The sequence below is a fragment of the Sinomonas sp. ASV322 genome, from assembly GCF_030908245.1.
Classification (GTDB): domain Bacteria; phylum Actinomycetota; class Actinomycetes; order Actinomycetales; family Micrococcaceae; genus Sinomonas.
This window is the reverse complement of sequence record NZ_JAVFJJ010000002.1, coordinates 194840-210004: the sequence shown is the minus strand read 5'-3', so window position 1 is coordinate 210004 and position 15165 is coordinate 194840. Positions and strand designations below refer to the sequence as shown.

General features: G+C 69.1%; 11 protein-coding genes and 1 tRNA gene. 6 read left to right on the top strand and 6 right to left on the bottom strand.

The features are described from left to right. The first annotated feature begins 27 nt into the window (after nt 1-27). Nucleotides 28-807, top strand: coding sequence for a phosphate ABC transporter ATP-binding protein PstB (gene pstB, locus RBS12_RS03565; RefSeq protein ID WP_307964688.1), 780 nt, complete (start codon nt 28-30; stop codon nt 805-807). Nucleotides 808-964: 157 nt separating this feature from the next. Here pstB and chrA read toward each other — a convergent pair whose 3' ends face one another. The 4 genes from chrA to RBS12_RS03545 all read right to left on the bottom strand — a co-directional run bounded on the left by chrA (nt 965) and on the right by RBS12_RS03545 (nt 4290). Continuing rightward, a complete protein-coding gene (gene chrA / locus RBS12_RS03560; RefSeq protein WP_307964687.1) occupies nt 965-2161 on the bottom strand; it encodes a chromate efflux transporter in 1197 nt (398 codons plus the stop codon). Further along, nucleotides 2158-3168: an anion permease gene (locus RBS12_RS03555; protein ID WP_307964686.1), complete on the bottom strand. Its 1011-nt coding sequence runs from the start codon at nt 3166-3168 to the stop codon at nt 2158-2160. Before RBS12_RS03555 ends, chrA begins: the two co-directional genes overlap by 4 nt. A 1-nt stretch (nt 3169) precedes the next feature. Beyond that, nucleotides 3170-3787: a nuclease PIN gene (locus RBS12_RS03550; protein WP_307964685.1), complete on the bottom strand. Its 618-nt coding sequence runs from the start codon at nt 3785-3787 to the stop codon at nt 3170-3172. Between the two features lie 107 nt (nt 3788-3894). Further along, a complete protein-coding gene (locus tag RBS12_RS03545) occupies nt 3895-4290 on the bottom strand; it encodes a VOC family protein (protein ID WP_307964684.1) in 396 nt (131 codons plus the stop codon). Nucleotides 4291-4456: 166 nt separating this feature from the next. On the opposite strand from RBS12_RS03545, the gene RBS12_RS03540 reads away from it, so the two are divergent. Together RBS12_RS03540 and RBS12_RS03535 are read left to right on the top strand one after the other, a co-directional pair. After that, complete coding sequence (locus tag RBS12_RS03540; RefSeq protein ID WP_307964683.1) at nt 4457-7084, top strand: LuxR C-terminal-related transcriptional regulator; 2628 nt, start codon at nt 4457-4459, stop codon at nt 7082-7084. Between the two features lie 377 nt (nt 7085-7461). Continuing rightward, nucleotides 7462-10020: a LuxR C-terminal-related transcriptional regulator gene (locus RBS12_RS03535; RefSeq protein ID WP_307964682.1), complete on the top strand. Its 2559-nt coding sequence runs from the start codon at nt 7462-7464 to the stop codon at nt 10018-10020. Nucleotides 10021-10211: 191 nt separating this feature from the next. On the opposite strand, the gene RBS12_RS03530 is transcribed toward RBS12_RS03535, so the two are convergent. Then, the gene (locus RBS12_RS03530) at nt 10212-10859 is read right to left on the bottom strand and encodes a hypothetical protein (RefSeq protein WP_307964681.1); all 648 of its coding nucleotides are present in this window, start codon (nt 10857-10859) and stop codon (nt 10212-10214) included. 133 nt (nt 10860-10992) lie between these two features. Here RBS12_RS03530 and RBS12_RS03525 point away from each other — a divergent pair. Then, a tRNA-Lys gene (locus RBS12_RS03525) sits at nt 10993-11068 on the top strand. A gap of 68 nt (nt 11069-11136) precedes the next feature. Here RBS12_RS03525 and RBS12_RS03520 read toward each other — a convergent pair. Beyond that, nucleotides 11137-12246: a C45 family peptidase gene (locus RBS12_RS03520; RefSeq protein WP_307964680.1), complete on the bottom strand. Its 1110-nt coding sequence runs from the start codon at nt 12244-12246 to the stop codon at nt 11137-11139. 158 nt (nt 12247-12404) lie between these two features. On the opposite strand from RBS12_RS03520, the gene RBS12_RS03515 reads away from it, so the two are divergent. Together RBS12_RS03515 and RBS12_RS03510 are read left to right on the top strand one after the other, a co-directional pair. Beyond that, nucleotides 12405-13832, top strand: a complete 1428-nt coding sequence (locus RBS12_RS03515) for an amino acid permease (protein WP_307964679.1) — start codon at nt 12405-12407, stop codon at nt 13830-13832. A gap of 65 nt (nt 13833-13897) precedes the next feature. Next, nucleotides 13898-15163, top strand: a complete 1266-nt coding sequence (locus RBS12_RS03510) for a pyridoxal phosphate-dependent aminotransferase (protein ID WP_307964678.1) — start codon at nt 13898-13900, stop codon at nt 15161-15163. Nucleotides 15164-15165: the final 2 nt, after the last annotated feature.

The window sequence follows — 15165 nt, the reverse complement described above, 5'->3', positions numbered from 1 at the left end:
AGACCCGCACCGAAACCGAAGGAAATCATGTCCAAGCGAATCGACGTCAAGGACCTGAACGTCTACTACGGCAATTTCCGTGCCGTCGAGGGTGTGAACATCAACATCGCGGCCCGCTCCGTGACGGCCTTCATCGGCCCGTCGGGCTGCGGCAAGTCGACGTTCCTCCGGACGCTCAACCGCATGCACGAGGTGCTCCCGGGCGCCCGCGTCGAAGGCCAGGTGCTCCTCGACGGCGACGACCTCTACGGGCCGGGCGTCGATCCCGTGGCCGTCCGCTCGCACGTCGGCATGGTGTTCCAGCGGCCCAACCCGTTCCCCACGATGTCGATCCGCGACAACGTGCTGGCGGGCGTCAAGCTCAACGGCAAGAAGCTCTCGAAGGCGGACTCGGAGGCCCTTGTCGAGTCCTCGCTGCTCGGCGCCAACCTGTGGAACGAGGTCAAGGACCGCCTGGACAAGCCGGGTTCGGGCCTCTCGGGCGGCCAGCAGCAGCGGCTGTGCATCGCGCGCGCGATCGCGGTGAAGCCCGACGTCATCCTCATGGACGAGCCGTGCTCGGCCCTCGACCCGATCTCCACGCTCGCAGTCGAGGACCTCATCAACGAGCTCAAGGAGAAGTACACGGTCGTCATCGTGACGCACAATATGCAGCAGGCTGCGCGCGTCTCGGATAAGACGGCGTTCTTCAACATTGCGGGCACGGGCAAGCCCGGCAAGCTCATCGAGTACGCCGACACGACGGCGATCTTCAACAACCCGAAGGAAAAGGCGACCGAGGATTACGTCTCGGGCCGCTTCGGGTGAGCCACTGAGCACAAAGAGGCGAGGATTCGGACGGTGTCCGGATCCTCGCCTCTTTTCTTGCGCCCGGCGTCCCAAGCCAGAAGTCGAGCCGTCAGGCGGCCGGTTCTTCAGCCCGTAGGCCCTTCTCGTTGCGAGGTCGGCCGTGTTCTGGTCTCGATCACCGCGGCAGCGGAAGCCCCGCGAAGACGCACACGACCCCCGCGCCGGCCGCGGCGAGCAGCGTGGTCACGACGCCGCGGCGGGCGAGGAGGAGGACGACGCCGACCGCGAGGATCGCGAACTGCCACCCCTGGGTCAGGGCCATGGCGAGCGGGATCGCGGATCCGAGGATCGCCCCGATCGCGGCTGGCCCCGCGCCATCGAGGAAGGCCCGGGCGGCGGCGTTCCCGCGGAGGCGGTCGAAGCGTTCGGCGCCGATGAGGACGAAGGCGAACGACGGCGAAAATGCCACGAGCGAGGCGAGGATCCCCCCGGGGATGCCCGCCACCGCGTAGCCGACGACCGCCACGGTCTGCACGACGGGCCCCGGGGTGATCTGCCCGAGGGCGACGGCGTTGAGGAACTGGGCGTCGCTCATCCAGTGATAGCCCGAGACGGCGTCGGCCTGCATGAGGGGGATGATGACGAAGCCGCCGCCGTAGGAGAGCGCCCCGACCTTGAGCGCGACCCAACACAGGGCCGCGAGGCTGCCCACCGCGATGCCCCCCGCCGCGACGGTCGGCGTGCCGAGGAAGGGGACGGCCGCGAGCAGGGGGATGCCGAGGGCAGAGTCTCGGTTGAGCGTCTCTGCCGCTTCGATCCCGAGCTCGAGCGCGCCGCACGCGAGGAGCACGACGACGAGCCACGGCCCGATCGTCGCCGCAGCGAGGGCCCCGGCCGCAGCGTAGAGGACCCAGCGGAGTCCCGAGCGGCGGCGCTGCCAGCTCGCCGGGACAAGGGAGACCCCGGCCTGGAGGGCGACGGCGGCGACGGCGGCCCCCGCCCCGGCACCGGAGGCGAGGACCCACCTCGGCGGGCTGCTTTCGAGGAAGAGGGCCGCGAGGGCGAGAATCACGATGAGGCCCGGGACGATGAACGCCGCGCCGCCGGCGAGGGCCCCGAGCCAGCCGCGGACTCGCGACGCGCAGTAGATCGCGAGCTGCGTTGAGGCCGGTCCGGGGAGCAGATTGCACGCCGCGATGGCGTCCTCGAAGTCGGTCGCGCCGATCCATTTCCTCCGCTCGACGCACAGCTGACGGAGGAGCCGGATGTGCGCGGGCGGGCCGCCGAAGCCGATGCAGCCGATCCGGCCCCATTCGCGGATGACCGTCCCGAGGCTTGGCGCCCCGCTGTGGGCCGGCGCAGGCGTGCTCACTGCGCGAGCGGGTCGAGCGCGAGCGCGAACACGAAGCCGAGGGCGGCCGTCGCAAGCGGGGTTGCGAGCCAGAAGAGGATGAGCCGCACCAAGAGCCGGCCGTTGACGGCCGCGTAGCTTTGGTTGCTGCCCGCGCCGAGGATCGAGGCCGTGACCGTATGAGTTGTCGAGAGCGGCCAGCGGAGCCCGAGGGCACCGAAGAACAGCATGGCGGTCGTGACGAGCTGGGAGACGAAACCCCGCAGGGGGTCCGTGCGCACGAGCCGGTTGCTCAGGGTGTACGTGATGCGCCAGCCGCCCGCGAGCGTTCCGATGCCGAAGACGAGCGCGGAGAGCGAGATGATCCACGGCGGCACGGCGTTCCAGTCCACCCCCGAGCCGAGCGTCGCGAGCGCGAGCACCGCGATGACGCGCTGGCCGTCCTGGAGACCATGGCCGAAGGCGACCGCCGCCGTCCCAACCGACTGTGCGGCCCGGAGCACGGTGTGGGCCTGGCTCGGCTGGCTGTAGCGAGCGAGCCACGTGACGAGGCTCGTGAGGAAGAAGGACACCCCGAACGCGAGGAGCGGGGAGATGAGGAGCGGGAGCCAGACCTGGAGCCACAGGACCGTTGCCAGGCCGTCCTCCGCGCCGTGCCCGCGCAGGAGCGACGCGAGGCTTGCACCCACGAGGCCGCCGGCGAGGGCATGCGTGGACGACGACGGGTAGCCGCGCCACCACAGAAAAACGTTCCACAGGCTCGCGCTCGCCAAGGTGGCGAGGAGCAGCACGAGCCCTCGGGCGCCGTCGGGCGCTGTGAGCCAGCTGCCGCCGAAATAGGTGAGGAGCCACGCACCCGTGACGACTCCAGCAACGTTGAAGGCCGCGGCGAGGACGACGGCGATGCTCGGCGTGAGCGCGCGCGTGCGGACTGTGAGCCCCACGGCGGTCGAGGCATCGCGGAAGCCGTTGAGGAACCCGAAGACGCACGTGAACCCGACCACCGCGACCGTGAGCGCAAGGATCACGTCACGATTCCTTGACGATGATCCGGCCGACGCGGGCGGCGACATCGCGGAGCGCGTGGGCCGCGGCGACGAGCGCCCTCGCCATCTCGACGTTGCGCGCGTACGCACCGAGCGAGAGCTCTCGCATCGACTGGCCGCTCCAGACCCGGTGCGTGTGATTCGCGCGCTTCGCGAGGCGGAGCATCTCGATCCAGTAGTCCTCGAGGTCGTCGAGCCGGTTGAGGCCGCGCATCGCAGCGACCGTGAGCTCGGCCTGCCGGTTGACGATCTCGAGTTGGTCCGACGCCTCGCGCGCGATCCGATCAAGCCGGTTGACGACCGTCACCTCGCCGACCGCGACGAGCTCCTCTACCGCGCTGCCGAGTCCTTCTGAGAGGTCCAGGAGGTCTTCGCGGGGGAGCGGGTTGACGAAGCTCGTGCGGAGCTGGGTGAGGAGCGCCCGCTGGAGCTCTGCCGTGCGGGTGTCCACCTTGACGAGCTCGTCGAAGATGCGTTCGCGGTCCTGACGCCGGGCCCCGAACATCTCGGACAGGACCTGGACGGCGAGGACTGATTGCTGGGCGATGTCGGCGAGGAGCTCCAGCGCGGCCGTCTCCTGAGGGAAGAGGCGCAGCTTCATGGATTCTCTTCCGTGAGGGCCGTTGGGGGCCGATGACAGGTCCGGCGGGGGCCGGTACAACGCATGGTACGCGACGAAGGTAAATCGCCCGCGAGCGCCGTGGGCGGTCATCGCGGCTGCGAGGCGACGATCACATTTCCCTGCGGATCCGAGAAATGGAGCGAATGCCCGTCGGCGTCCCGCCGCTCGGCCCACACGTCGACGCCGCGTGCGACGAGGTGCCGCCGCAGCCGGATGAGGTCCTCCGTGAGCATGACCAAGAGGGGACGATGGCCCGCCTGACGGCCGACGAGCGCCGCCTCGTGCGGGCTGCTCGGCGCCATGAGCCATACCCCGAGCCCTGGGGTCGGGGCGGGCGGCTCGTCGGGGCGTTGCGGGGGATGCGGACGGTCGCTCGCCACGACGTCGAGGCCCAGGACGTCCCGGTAGAACGCGAACGACGCCTCGGCGTCGTCGACAAGGACGACGACATGACCGCATGACACAAAGCTCTTCCCCCACATGGACGCCAAGCGTAGCGCCGCCCTCCGACACGGAGACCACGGGACGGGGCCGTCCTCGGGGTCGGCGCAACCGGATTCTGCTATCCGCCCCACCCGATGTGCGTCATGATGGCACGACGACGGACTCAAAGAGAACAAGGGACAGGAAGCAGAGAAAGGCCTGGGGTTGTTCGACCAGGAAATCCAGCGCGTTCTGCGCTACGTCGCGCGGGGCCTCGGCGTCCGTGTTGTCGGCGCGCCCGGAAGCGGACGGACGAGCGTCGCGCGCGGGGTGATCTCGCAGCTCGAGGAGCGGGGCGCGAAGGTCTATCCGATCTTCGCCGACCCCGCGCTCGAATCCGTGCCGTTCGCAGGGATCCTCTCGCTCGGCCTCAAGCTCCGATCCCGCCCGATCGACATCCTCGCGGCGTCCGACATCCTGGCGGAGGAACTCTCCCGCCCGGGCCTGCGCGTCCTCGCCGTCGACGGCGTCGAGAGCCTCGACCACGAGTCGCTCTCCGTCATCGACATCGCCCACAAGCGCCTCGGGGTTCCCATCGTCGTGACGAGCAGCGACGTCCCGTTCCAGTCCGCCTCGTCGGCGACGGCGACGGCGGTGCTCGGGCGGTGGGCCCAGGCCACGGTGTCGATTCCGCCGCTGCGCTACGAGCAGGTCAACGCGCTCGTCGCCGAGATCCTCGACGCGCCCGTCGACGTCGACGTCGCCGCGCGGATTCTTGCCAAGTCGGGCGGCAACCTGCGGCTCGCCGTCCGAATCGTCGAGACGGCGCTGCTCGGCGAACGGCTCGCCCTCCGGGACGGACGATGGTGCCTCAACGGGCCGACGCTCATGACCGATCACCTCAACGGAACCGTCGAGGGGCTCCTCCACGGGCTCAGCCGAGACGAGTTCCGGGCGCTCAACACCGTGTCCCTCCTCGGCACGTGCCCTGTGGACCGCCTCGTCGACGCCATTGGCGCGGAGGTCCTCGATGCTCTCGAGCACCGCGGCCTTGTCTCGGTCGTCCCGGGGCCGGACGGCGCCCTCCTCGCCTCGGTGTTCCCGCCCGTCGTGGACGAATACCTCCGGGAGCACATCGGCTCGTCGCGCCGCATCCTGCGCCGCGCCATGACCGAAAGGTTCGCTCCGCCGTCGTCGTCTGCGCCGGCCGCCCCGCCAGGCGCTGTCACGCGGATGGACGACGCCGCTCCCTCGATCGCCGCGCTCCGGGCGGAAATGCGGGGCAACCACGCCGCGACGGCACAGTACTTCCGCAGCCGCCTCGACGCGCTCGTGCACCTTCATTACGGCACCTGGGAAGCCGAGCGCACGCTCGCGAACGCCGTCGCCTTCCTCCAGGTCTACTGGGGCGCGCCGGTCGACCGCGCCCGCGTCCAAGCGGTCTTCGAGCACACCGATACGAACGACGGCGACCCCGCCGACGTCTTCTTCTTCTCGCTGACCCACTCCGTGTGGATCGTCCTGAGCGAGGGCGACGTCGACAAGGCCCGCGGAATCATGGACCGCCTCGCCGCGGACGTGCCCGGATGGGCGGCCGAGGCCGAGGCCTGGGCCCTCATGCTCGAGGCCGGGTATCGCGGCGAGCAGGCGGACATAGGCGCCGCGCTCGCAGGACTCAGGACCCAGAACCCGTCGAGCGGTGTCACGGCCACCGTGCGCGGGCTGCTCGAGGTGTACCGGTTCCACCCCGAGGCCGCGCTCGACGTCATCGACTCCGCCCCGGGCTTCGAGACGCTGCCCCGATTCGAGCCGGTCATCCGCGGCCTCGCGCTGTTCGCGAGCGGACGCGTCGACGAGACGATCGCCTACGCGCTCGAGCGCCGGCGGGACGCTCTCCAGGCGGTCGACCAGTTCAGCCTCGTGACGCAGAGCTACGTCGCGGCGGTCGGAATGCTCTATCGCGGCCTGTTCGACGAGGCGGAGTACCTCATGGGCTCGGCCTTTGCGGTCGGCCGGCCCGGCTTCCTCCTCGAATCGTTCTACAACGCGATGCTCCGGCTTTCGTCCCTCCGCGAGGGAGGGGCGCCGGCTGCCCTGGGCGGGCAGGCGGGCGTCGGCGCGCGGGATGTCGGCCCGCTTCCCGGGGTGGGGAAGGGCGTGTACGAGCTTGTCACGCGGCGCCCCGAGAGCGCCGACGCGTTCGACGGCGAGGCGAGCCGCCTCATCGACGAGAACCTCGCGCACGGCTTCGTGTTCGAGGCGGCCTACTCGGCCCTCCTGTGCCTGTGCCTGCTCCCGGGGCCCCGCGTGCTCGGGATGGTCGAGGCCATCATGTCGGAGCGGGGCGTCACCCGATACGATCAGCTGTTCGCCTTCGCCCGAGCCGTGATCGAGGGGGATACCAGGCGGCTCGAGCAGCTCGTTGCGGACTACGTCCCGGCCGACGACGGGTATCAGGTGGCCATGCTGTTGCGCGGCGGCGCCACTCGGCACCGCCTTGCGGGAAATTCGCGGGCCACCGCCGCGGCCGAGCGCGCAGTGAAGGATTTCGCGGCCATCGCGGGTCCGGACGCGCGCTTCATGGCGCTCGAGCCCGAGCGGCCGGGTCCGCTCACGGTGCGCGAGACTGAGGTCGCGCTCCTCGCGGGCCACCGGAGCAACCAGGAGATTGCCACGCTGCTTCGCGTGAGCGTGCGCACGATCGAAAGCCACATCTCGAACGCGCTCCGCAAGACGCACACGACGAGCCGGGCTGGCCTCTCCGAGCTCGTCCGCGAGCTCGGAGAAGAGAATGGCTCCGCGACCGCTTCCCCGCACGAGCGGGTACTGAGGCCGCGAGCCGCCGACCACTGAGATCGATGCCGCTTCCACTGGGACGTGGCACGGAATCTGCGGATCGACACTGAGGGCGGAGATCCGAAATGCGCCGTTTCCGGGGACGAGGGGCGGCTTCCGCCTCCGTGTGGTGCTGAGGCTGCTGCGCCCACCAACACTGAGATCAGCTGATTTCTCCACTGAGGCGCCGAATTCGAGTCGTACCCTCAGTTGTTGGCTGCGAGCACTCCTATGCCCGGATTCTGGGGCATGTGCGTCGCTTCGCAGCGAGCGATCCTTGATGCCGACGCGGAAGGCACCACGTAGTCGAGGCGGTGAGACTGCCGAGACTGCCGCCGGTGCCGCGGAGGCCGAGGGTGCATGGGGGGCAAGCAACGCAAGAAAGGTCTTCGGAGTTGTTTGAGCATGAAATCGCCCGGGTTCTCGCGTATGCGGAGCGCGGACTCGGTGTCCGGATCGTCGGCGCGCCCGGGAGCGGGCGAACGAGCGTGGCACGGAGGGTCATCGACGAACTAGAGGATGAGGGTACCCGGGTCTACGGTATCTTCGGCGCGCCATCGCTCCTTTCCGTGCCGTTTGCGGGGATCCTCTCGCTCGGCTTGGACCTGCGATCGCGGGCCATCGGGATCCTCGGCGTGTCCGATCTCCTTTCGGAGCAGCTGTCCCGGCCCGGGCCACGGGTCCTCGTCGTCGACGACGCCGAAAACGTGGATCGCGAGTCGCTGTCCGTCATCGACATCGTCCAGAGGCGCACGCAGGTGCCGCTCATCGTCACGATCGGCGAGTCGCCGCTCCATCTGACGACGCCGGCCCTCGCCTTAGGTCGTCTGCCCCAGGCGACGGTGCCGATCCCACCGCTCCGCTACGACCAGATCAACGCACTCGCCGCGACGATGCTCGGGGCGGCCGTCGACGTTGACGTCGCCGCGCGCATCCTCACGAAATCGGGCGGCAACCTGCGGCTCGCCGTGCGAATCATCGACACAGCGGTGCTCAGCGAGCGGCTCGTTCTCCGTGACGGCAAGTGGCGCATGGCGGGGCAGACCCTCCTCAACGAGCACCTCTCGAGCACGGTCGAGGAGCTCCTGCAGGGCATCAGCCCCGAGGAATTCACGGCCCTCAGCACCATCTCGCTGCGCGGGCCGAGCGCCGTCGACCATCTCGTCCACGCGCTCGGCGCCGAGGTGCTCGACGGGCTCGAGCACCGCGGCCTCGTCTCTGTCGTCCCGGGCCCCGACGGGACCCTCCTCGCATCGGTGTTCCCGCCCGTCGTCGAGGACTATCTCAAGGGGCACATCGGCAACTCGCGCCAGATTCTGCGCAGCGCGATCACCGACAACTTCCTCGCGCCAGCGCCCCCGCCCGAGAACGCCGAGCCGGACGACACCTCGGTCCTCACCATGGTCACCGCGCTCAGGGCCGAGGCGAAGGGCAACGACTTTGCGACAACCCGGTACTTCCATCGTCGCCTCGAGGCGCTCGAAAAGCTTTTCTACGGGAGGTGGGAGGCCGAGCGGAGCATGGCGAACGCGGCCGCCTTCCTGAGGGTCTACTGGGGCGCGCCCATCGACAAGTTCCGCATCCAGAGCGTCTTCGAGCACACAGACCCCGTCTATCACGACCCGGGGGACTTCCTGTTCTTCACGATGACGAAGGCGCTGTGGGAGGTCGTCACCGGGGGCGACATCGACCATGCGATCTCGCTCGTAAGGCAGGTCGCCAAGGCGGAGCCGGAGTGGGCCGCGGAGGCCGAGGCGTCCGCGCTGTTCATCGAGGCCTCCTATCGCGGGGTGCCCCGCAACGTCGACAAGATCCTCGCGCGACTCAAGAGCCGGAACCCGACGAGCGGCATCGTCGAGGCAGTCAAGGGGATCGTCGCCGTCTACCGGTTCAACCCCACGGCCGCGCTCGGAGCGCTCGACTCTGCGGGAGGCTTCGACATGCTTCCGCGCGTCGAGCCCGTCATCCGTGGCCTCGCCCTGTTTGCGAGCGGCCGCGTGGACGAGGCACTCGTGCACGCCCTCGAACGCCGCCGAGACGCCCTCAAGACCACCGATCAGTTCAGCCTCGTTGCCCACAGCTACGTCGCCGCGCAGGCCCTCCTCTACCGCGGGCTCTTCGACGAGGCCGAGTACCTCATGGGGTGGGTGTTCTCCCTCCGCCGGCCGGGCTTCCTCGTCGACTCGCTCCACAACGCGATGCTGCGGCTCGCATCCCTCCGCGGCGGAGCGGGGATCCCCCCGCTCGCCGCGCAGGCGGACAAGGAGACCCCGGCCGTCGGGCCGCTGCCCGGGACGGGGACCGGGGTCTATGACCTTGTGTCCCGACGGCCCGTGAGCGCCGACTGGTTCGACGACGCGGCGAGCCGGCTCGTGGACGAGCAGCTCGAGCGCGGGTACACGTTCGAGGCCGCGATGGCCGGGCTGTTCTTCCTGTGCCTCCTCCCGGGGCATCGGCTCAGGGAACGGGTAGAGCGGCTGCACCGCTCGACCAAGGCGTGGCGGCACGATCAGCTCCTGGCGATCGCGGACGCCGTCCTCTCGCGGGATACTCGCCGGCTCGAGAGCCTCCTGCTCGGCTATCGCCAAGACGGCGACGTCTATCAGGCGACCATGCTCCTGCGGGGCGCGGTCAAGCGGTATCGGCTCGCGGGCGAGCCCATCGTCGCGATCGCGATCGAGCGGGCCACCGATTCCTTCGTCGCCCGGTTTCCGACTGATGCGCAGTACCTGGTGTTCGAGCCTGAGGTTCTCGGGCTCACCCTCACGGGGCGCGAGGCGGAGGTCGCGCTGCTCGCGGGGTCGCGGACCAATCAGGAGATCGCCGAGCAGCTCGGCCTGAGCATCCGCACGGTCGAGAGCCACATCTCCAACGCCCTGCGCAAGACGAATACGACGACGAGGCGAGCGCTGTACGAAGTGGTCCGCGACGTGCGGGACATGAACGCTCCGTGAGGAGCCGGTTCATCGGGGGAAGCTTAGAGCGTCGAACCGGGACCGCCTCTCGGCGGATGGCCGCTCAAGGCGGCTAAAAGTTGGAGCCCGGGGGTGCCGCGGTCCGACGCCACCTTCAGTCTTCTACGGGCTCCGCCTCTAGTCAATCTTGACGCGGTGTGGTTGGACGCGTTACGCGGGGCCTCTCCCGGTCAGTCGAGCTGCCCGCGTCGCCACGCGCTGGCCGAGGCTTCAAGGTCCTCGGCGGTTTTGACGAGCTGGTGCGCGTTGCGGGTGAGCTTGGACGCATGGGCCGAGTTCGCCAGGTCGGCGCTGTCGGCGAGCGTCGCCTGGCCGAGCGCGATGACGCGGCAGAACGCCGCCGAGCGCTCGAGCGCGACGTCGAAGTCGCCGTCGAACGCTCCGGACAGGATGGCATCCGCCATCGTCGTCAGCTCCTCCGCCCCCGGGGGCTCGGCGACGCCGGCGACGACGTGCGAGACCTGCGCCGTGTCCTTGCCCGCCTTGAAGTACACCGAGATGCGCTCGGGATCGCTTCGTGTGGCCGCGCGCAGGGCATAGAGGCGCCACAGTGCGCCGGGGAGCGAGCGGGCGGGGCTCTCCGCCCACATCTCAGCGATCGCGTCGAGGCCCTGCTCGTCGGCGAGCCGGACGAGCCGACGCGTGATCTCCGGGTCGTCGCTCTCGCGCCCGCGCCGCACGAGGGCCTGGGCCGCGAGGTGCGCGGCCTCCGAGACCCGTGCCGGGTCAGCCCCGCCCGCGAACGGTTCGAAGTCGATCGGCGCGAACGGCTTCGGCTTGTGCGGCCTGATCGGTCCGTTTCCTGACTGTTCGCTCATGTTTGTACGGTACTCCTCCGCCGCCCGCGTGCCCATGCACTCGGGCGGCCCCAGCGGCGGCCTGGAGGCGGCCGCGGAACGACGCCGCCGGGCCCGCTGCGCTAGAGTACTGGTGATCGGTCAAACCGGTTTGGGGCCTTTAGCTCAGTTGGTAGAGCAGCGGACTTTTAATCCGCGGGTCGTGGGTTCGAGACCCACAGGGCCCACCACGATTGCGGTGGACGCAACCACCGAACTGACCGCCTGAACAACCCGCGTTCTAGTCGGTTTCGGGGTGTCAGGCGTGCAGTGGCAGGCGTCCGTGAATGAAGTCGGAGAAGGGGAGCTTTGAGGTGAGGCCGCCGGCACCGCGCACGGTGATGCGGTCCTCGCCGAGGTTGACCACGGTCGTGCACAGCGTCATCAGCGGGTCGCTTCCGGCTGCCGTGCGGAACACCCCAGGACCGGATAGCCCCTTCAGGAACCAACTGTCGTCGGGCTCGGCGTCGGGCAGTCCAATTCGCTCAAGCAGGGTTCCGCGCGCGACGCTTTCCGAGAAGCCGCCCAGCTGCCGGGTCGGGTCCTCGGGGGTGGCAGCGACAGGCTCATCCAGGGCGGCGGGAAGCCTGCGGAGGTGGTTGGAATGCCACTGCAGAGGCTGCCTCTCGGAAATTTCGGCAATGTCGACTAGGCCGGCGGCGGTTTCCACCTGCGCCGCCCGCCCGTCCGCGGAGGATCCAATGGTCACGGCGAATCCGCCGGCCATCGGGTGTGCCTCCAGGTATTCGAGCGCTGTCGTCAGATTGGGCGCGGACTGCAGGGACCGTATCACGAAGTGACGCCCGGGGCTTGGACTCGGATGGGCTACCTGGATGTGGTTGATGCCCCACACTAGGCCGTTCGAGGTTGCCGTGAAGGCATTCGAGGGCAGGAAACCGGGGTACCACTGGGCCGTGACGGTCGGCTCGCCGTCGATCGCGAGGGTGACGAACATCAGCTGACCTTCGAGCGCGGGCGCGGCATCTTCATTGTGCGCGAGGACCGTGTTCCGGCCACGCCAGACCAGGTCCGAGCATCCCGTGCCGTCGCTGCTGCCGAGGTCCCCGCGCAGGTTGGCCAGCAGCAGCGAGTCGGCATCAATCTCAGCGCCGCGCGCGAGGGCCGCGAGCTCGGCGAGGCCGGTCGGATGGTACCGTCTGGTCGCCGCGGCCACCCGGGCATAATTGCGGGCGCCGGTGCCCGCGGATACCCAGCGGCTCAGCCCCTCGCGCTCCGGCATCCCCTCCTGCACGGCGTGGATGTTCTCCTTGGCGGCTCTGCCGAGGGCAGCGAACACGTCGAGGCGTTCGCCGCTCAGCACAAGCCAGCGCAACCCGGCGATCTCTTGCTCTACTACCAGTGCCGGCATGGGCAACTCCTCTGAACCGTGTTGGATCCCCTCCGCAGACTAACGATGCAACTGGTGTTGGCATTTAGCCGCGCATATGCAACTCTAGTTGCCATCTTGAATTTTGTCAGGTGGATCACATCGCACCTGGACATGACCCGCAACAGAGCGAGGATCAGATGAACTCCCAGATTTCCACCCCACGAGCCGGAGCCCTCCGCCACGCGCTCGGCAATCGTCAGATGTCAATGATCGCGATCGGAGGCGTGATCGGCGCGGGGCTCTTCGTGGGCAGCGGCAGCGCGATCGGCATGGCCGGTCCGGCGGTGCTCGTCGCCTATGCCGCGATCGGCCTGCTTGTGGTCCTGGTGATGCGGATGCTGGCCGAGATGGCCGTGGCTGCCCCCGGCAGCGGCTCGTTCGCCACCTACGCCACCCGCGAGTTCGGCCCCTGGGCGGGCCTGTCCATCGGGTGGCTGTATGCCTACCAGTGGATGGTCACCATCGGGTTCGAGGCCATCGCCGGGGCCTCGATCGTGCACCGACTCCTGCCGCCCATTCCGACGTGGCTGGCCGCGCTCGTGATGCTGGCCTCGCTCATCGCGGTCAACTTCGGCCGCGTCGAGTCGTTCGGAACCTTCGAGTTCTGGTTCGCGATGATCAAGGTCGCCGCCATCGTGGCCTTCCTGCTCGTCGGCCTGGCTGCCATTCTGGGCCTCTTCCCCGGATTCGCCGCTCCGGGCCTCTCGAACCTGACCGGCCAGGGCGGCTTCGCCCCGGAAGGATGGGGGCCGGTTGCCATGGCGTCGCTCGCCGTCTTCTTCTCCTACTTCGGCACCGAGGTGGTCACGATCGCAGCCGGAGAGGCCAAGGATCCCGCCAACGCGGTACGCCGGGGCATCAACAGCGTGGTCTGGCGCATCCTGCTGTTCTACATCGGCTCGATCTTCGTCATCGTGATGCTCCTTCCCTGGAGCTCCACGGAGGTCGCCGCGAGCCCCTACGTCGCGGTCCTGAACGAGCTCCACATCCCCGGCGCCGCCGTGTTCATGAACCTGGTCGTGCTCACCGCCGTCCTCTCGTGCCTGAACTCAGGGATCTACTCGTCCTCGCGCATGATCCATGCCATGGCGCTGCGCGGCGAGACGCCGAAGGCCTTCACCCGGGTCAACCGCCACGGCGTGCCGACCGCAGCCGTGATCCTGGGTTCCGCCGGCGGCCTCGCCACGATCGTGGCCAACTACTTTGTACCGAGCGACTCCGTCTACCAGTTCCTGCTCAACTCCTCAGGCTCGGTGGCCGTCGTCGTCTACTTCGGTATCACCCTGACCCAGCTGCGCTTCCGCACCCGGGTGGACCGAAGTGACCCCGGCAGCCTCCGGGTGAAGATGTGGGGCCACCCCTACCTCAGCGTCCTGGTGCTGGTCGCCCTCCTGGTGGTCACCGCGGGGATGCTGGTCTCCGCCGACACCCGGCTCTCCCTTGCCCTCACCCTGCTGGTGACCGCCATCGCCGTCGCGGCGGGCATCCTCACCCAGGTGACCCGGCGCCGCGGCGCTCCGGCCGAGGAGGAACCGATGGAGCAGCTGGATGGCCAAGCCATATGATGCAACTACAATTGCAAGCTAGACTTTCAAAGCAAGCAGAAGTGCACTAGAAGGGCCCTCAATCGATGACGATGCATTCCGCCACGCTGGCGATCAATGAGAGGCTGCAGGCCAAGAAGGCAGCCGGAGAAAAGGTGCTGCACCTCGGATTCGGCGAAGCCGGACTGCCCGTCCCACCGAACGTGGTCCAGGCCCTGGCCTCCTCGGCCGCCATGAACTCGTATGGCCCCGTGGCAGGATCCCAGCAGGCGCGCGAGGCCGCGGCCGGGTGGTTCACCCGCCGGAGGCTCGAGACCGACTGGACCCAGACCATCCTCGCCCCCGGGAGCAAGGCCCTGCTGTTCGCGCTCTTAGCGGCGATCCCCGGCGACGTGGTGCTTCCCCGCCCGTCGTGGGTCAGCTATGCGGCCCAGGCTGCGCTGCTGGGCAAGGACGTGGTGTGGGTGCCGATCCCGGAGCGATCTGGCGGCATACCCGACCCGGATCTGCTCGAGGAGGCGCTGCGCGCCGCCAGGGCCGAGGGCAAGAACCCGACATCGCTGGTGATGACGGTCCCGGACAACCCGACCGGAACCGTCGCCGAGGCCGAGGACATCGCAAAAGTGTGTGCGGTCGCCGAGCGCCACGGGCTGGCGATCATCTCGGATGAAATCTATGCCTCGATGGTCCACGACGGCTCGGCCCCGAGTCCGATCAGCTGCCTTCCGGAGCGCACGGTGATCACCACCGGCCTGAGCAAGTCCATGGCATTGGGCGGGTGGCGGATCGGCTTTGCCAGAACACCGGACAATGCCTGGGGCCGGCAGCTCATGGAAGCCGTGGTCGGCATCGGAAGCGAGGTCTGGTCGGGCCTGGCTGCCCCGATGCAGGCCGCCGCTGCCTATGTCCTCGGGGATGAGCCGGAGGTCCTCGCACACATCGAGAAGTCTCGCGTTCTCCATGCGCGGGTTGCCCGGGCGGTTTACAGCGAGTTCCGCGCCGCCGGGGCGGCATGCCGTCCGCCGAAGGCCGGGTTCTACCTGTACCCGGACTTCGCACCCGTGGCCGATGCGCTGGAACTCCAGGGCATCGGCACCGGATCGCAGCTGAGCACGGCGCTGCTGGAGCGGTTCGGCGTCGGCGTGCTGCCCGGCGTCGCCTTCGGCGACGACGACAGGGGCCTGCGCGCCCGAGTCGCCACGAGCCTGCTCTACGGCGTCAGCGACGAGGAGCGATGGGCCGCACTCAACAGCGAGGACCCAACCTCCCTGCCGTGGATCGCAGGCTCGCTGGCGCACTTGCGCGGTGCACTGGCGCAGCTCACTGGTAGGGTTGCTGCGGCGGTCGACTGAGG